General features: G+C 46.4%; 5 protein-coding genes. 4 read left to right on the plus strand and 1 reads right to left on the minus strand.

Annotated elements, in window-relative coordinates:
- The coding region (locus tag OKC40_RS21970; protein ID WP_042027161.1) for a phage integrase N-terminal SAM-like domain-containing protein at positions 1–167 on the minus strand (167 nt) is incomplete at its 3' end.
- Positions 168–458: 291 nt separating this feature from the next.
- Here OKC40_RS21970 and OKC40_RS21975 point away from each other — a divergent pair.
- The 4 genes from OKC40_RS21975 to OKC40_RS21990 all read left to right on the plus strand — a co-directional run bounded on the left by OKC40_RS21975 (position 459) and on the right by OKC40_RS21990 (position 3,281).
- Positions 459–1,013 carry an aminoglycoside N-acetyltransferase AAC(6')-Ib3 gene (locus tag OKC40_RS21975; RefSeq protein WP_032488579.1) on the plus strand — a complete coding sequence of 185 codons (555 nt, stop codon included), beginning with the start codon at positions 459–461 and terminating at the stop codon, positions 1,011–1,013.
- A gap of 130 nt (positions 1,014–1,143) precedes the next feature.
- The gene (locus tag OKC40_RS21980; protein WP_001334766.1) at positions 1,144–1,974 is read left to right on the plus strand and encodes an oxacillin-hydrolyzing class D beta-lactamase OXA-1; all 831 of its coding nucleotides are present in this window, start codon (positions 1,144–1,146) and stop codon (positions 1,972–1,974) included.
- A 137-nt stretch (positions 1,975–2,111) separates the two neighbouring features.
- Positions 2,112–2,744 (plus strand): type B-3 chloramphenicol O-acetyltransferase CatB3, encoded by a 633-nt coding sequence (locus tag OKC40_RS21985; RefSeq protein WP_000186237.1) that lies wholly within the window; start codon positions 2,112–2,114, stop codon positions 2,742–2,744.
- 84 nt (positions 2,745–2,828) lie between these two features.
- Complete coding sequence (locus OKC40_RS21990; protein WP_001749986.1) at positions 2,829–3,281, plus strand: NAD(+)--rifampin ADP-ribosyltransferase Arr-3; 453 nt, start codon at positions 2,829–2,831, stop codon at positions 3,279–3,281.
- The last annotated feature ends 186 nt before the right edge of the window (positions 3,282–3,467 follow it).

The following is a 3,467-nucleotide window of genomic DNA, read 5'->3' on the forward strand; positions in this document are numbered from 1 at the left end:
AAGGTTGCCGGGTGACGCACACCGTGGAAACGGATGAAGGCACGAACCCAGTGGACATAAGCCTGTTCGGTTCGTAAACTGTAATGCAAGTAGCGTATGCGCTCACGCAACTGGTCCAGAACCTTGACCGAACGCAGCGGTGGTAACGGCGCAGTGGCGGTTTTCATGGCTTGTTATGACTGTTTTTTTGTACAGTCTATGCCTCGGGCATCCAAGCAGCAAGCGCGTTACGCCGTGGGTCGATGTTTGATGTTATGGAGCAGCAACGATGTTACGCAGCAGGGCAGTCGCCCTAAAACAAAGTTAGATGCACTAAGCACATAATTGCTCACAGCCAAACTATCAGGTCAAGTCTGCTTTTATTATTTTTAAGCGTGCATAATAAGCCCTACACAAATTGGGAGTTAGACATCATGAGCAACGCAAAAACAAAGTTAGGCATCACAAAGTACAGCATCGTGACCAACAGCAACGATTCCGTCACACTGCGCCTCATGACTGAGCATGACCTTGCGATGCTCTATGAGTGGCTAAATCGATCTCATATCGTCGAGTGGTGGGGCGGAGAAGAAGCACGCCCGACACTTGCTGACGTACAGGAACAGTACTTGCCAAGCGTTTTAGCGCAAGAGTCCGTCACTCCATACATTGCAATGCTGAATGGAGAGCCGATTGGGTATGCCCAGTCGTACGTTGCTCTTGGAAGCGGGGACGGATGGTGGGAAGAAGAAACCGATCCAGGAGTACGCGGAATAGACCAGTTACTGGCGAATGCATCACAACTGGGCAAAGGCTTGGGAACCAAGCTGGTTCGAGCTCTGGTTGAGTTGCTGTTCAATGATCCCGAGGTCACCAAGATCCAAACGGACCCGTCGCCGAGCAACTTGCGAGCGATCCGATGCTACGAGAAAGCGGGGTTTGAGAGGCAAGGTACCGTAACCACCCCAGATGGTCCAGCCGTGTACATGGTTCAAACACGCCAGGCATTCGAGCGAACACGCAGTGATGCCTAACCCTTCCATCGAGGGGGACGTCCAAGGGCTGGCGCCCTTGGCCGCCCCTCATGTCAAACGTTGGGCGAACCCGGAGCCTCATTAATTGTTAGCCGTTAAAATTAAGCCCTTTACCAAACCAATACTTATTATGAAAAACACAATACATATCAACTTCGCTATTTTTTTAATAATTGCAAATATTATCTACAGCAGCGCCAGTGCATCAACAGATATCTCTACTGTTGCATCTCCATTATTTGAAGGAACTGAAGGTTGTTTTTTACTTTACGATGCATCCACAAACGCTGAAATTGCTCAATTCAATAAAGCAAAGTGTGCAACGCAAATGGCACCAGATTCAACTTTCAAGATCGCATTATCACTTATGGCATTTGATGCGGAAATAATAGATCAGAAAACCATATTCAAATGGGATAAAACCCCCAAAGGAATGGAGATCTGGAACAGCAATCATACACCAAAGACGTGGATGCAATTTTCTGTTGTTTGGGTTTCGCAAGAAATAACCCAAAAAATTGGATTAAATAAAATCAAGAATTATCTCAAAGATTTTGATTATGGAAATCAAGACTTCTCTGGAGATAAAGAAAGAAACAACGGATTAACAGAAGCATGGCTCGAAAGTAGCTTAAAAATTTCACCAGAAGAACAAATTCAATTCCTGCGTAAAATTATTAATCACAATCTCCCAGTTAAAAACTCAGCCATAGAAAACACCATAGAGAACATGTATCTACAAGATCTGGATAATAGTACAAAACTGTATGGGAAAACTGGTGCAGGATTCACAGCAAATAGAACCTTACAAAACGGATGGTTTGAAGGGTTTATTATAAGCAAATCAGGACATAAATATGTTTTTGTGTCCGCACTTACAGGAAACTTGGGGTCGAATTTAACATCAAGCATAAAAGCCAAGAAAAATGCGATCACCATTCTAAACACACTAAATTTATAAAAAATCTAATGGCAAAATCGCCCAACCCTTCAATCAAGTCGGGACGGCCAAAAGCAAGCTTTTGGCTCCCCTCGCTGGCGCTCGGCGCCCCTTATTTCAAACGTTAGACGGCAAAGTCACAGACCGCGGGATCTCTTATGACCAACTACTTTGATAGCCCCTTCAAAGGCAAGCTGCTTTCTGAGCAAGTGAAGAACCCCAATATCAAAGTTGGGCGGTACAGCTATTACTCTGGCTACTATCATGGGCACTCATTCGATGACTGCGCACGGTATCTGTTTCCGGACCGTGATGACGTTGATAAGTTGATCATCGGTAGTTTCTGCTCTATCGGGAGTGGGGCTTCCTTTATCATGGCTGGCAATCAGGGGCATCGGTACGACTGGGCATCATCTTTCCCGTTCTTTTATATGCAGGAAGAACCTGCATTCTCAAGCGCACTCGATGCCTTCCAAAAAGCAGGTAATACTGTCATTGGCAATGACGTTTGGATCGGCTCTGAGGCAATGGTCATGCCCGGAATCAAGATCGGGCACGGTGCGGTGATAGGCAGCCGCTCGTTGGTGACAAAAGATGTGGAGCCTTACGCTATCGTTGGCGGCAATCCCGCTAAGAAGATTAAGAAACGCTTCACCGATGAGGAAATTTCATTGCTTCTGGAGATGGAGTGGTGGAATTGGTCACTGGAGAAGATCAAAGCGGCAATGCCCATGCTGTGCTCGTCTAATATTGTTGGCCTGCACAAGTATTGGCTCGAGTTTGCCGTCTAACAATTCAATCAAGCCGATGCCGCTTCGCGGCACGGCTTATTTCAGGCGTTATGCAGCCAAATCCCAACAATTAAGGGTCTTAAAATGGTAAAAGATTGGATTCCCATCTCTCATGATAATTACAAGCAGGTGCAAGGACCGTTCTATCATGGAACCAAAGCCAATTTGGCGATTGGTGACTTGCTAACCACAGGGTTCATCTCTCATTTCGAGGACGGTCGTATTCTTAAGCACATCTACTTTTCAGCCTTGATGGAGCCAGCAGTTTGGGGAGCTGAACTTGCTATGTCACTGTCTGGCCTCGAGGGTCGCGGCTACATATACATAGTTGAGCCAACAGGACCGTTCGAAGACGATCCGAATCTTACGAACAAAAGATTTCCCGGTAATCCAACACAGTCCTATAGAACCTGCGAACCCTTGAGAATTGTTGGCGTTGTTGAAGACTGGGAGGGGCATCCTGTTGAATTAATAAGGGGAATGTTGGATTCGTTGGAGGACTTAAAGCGCCGTGGTTTACACGTCATTGAAGACTAGTCCTTTGCATAACAAAGCCATCAAACCGGACGCCAGAGATTCCGCGCCTGTTGCGCATGGCTTCGCCATTTTATGCGCAATAGGCGCGCCACCCTGTCGCCGTTTATGGCGGCGTTAGATGCACTAAGCACATAATTGCTCACAGCCAAACTATCAGGTCAAGTCTGCTTTTATTATTTTTAAGCG

It is taken from the genome of Aeromonas sp. QDB11, from assembly GCF_027705265.1.
Lineage (GTDB): Bacteria > Pseudomonadota > Gammaproteobacteria > Enterobacterales > Aeromonadaceae > Aeromonas > Aeromonas allosaccharophila.

Excerpts from the sequence above, each read along its gene's own strand:
- OKC40_RS21980 (WP_001334766.1), top strand. The coding sequence starts at position 1,144 with ATGAAAAACACAATACATATCAACTTCGCTATTTTTTTAATAATTGCA.
- OKC40_RS21985 (WP_000186237.1), top strand. The coding sequence starts at position 2,112 with ATGACCAACTACTTTGATAGCCCCTTCAAAGGCAAGCTGCTTTCTGAG.
- OKC40_RS21990 (WP_001749986.1), top strand. The coding sequence starts at position 2,829 with ATGGTAAAAGATTGGATTCCCATCTCTCATGATAATTACAAGCAGGTG.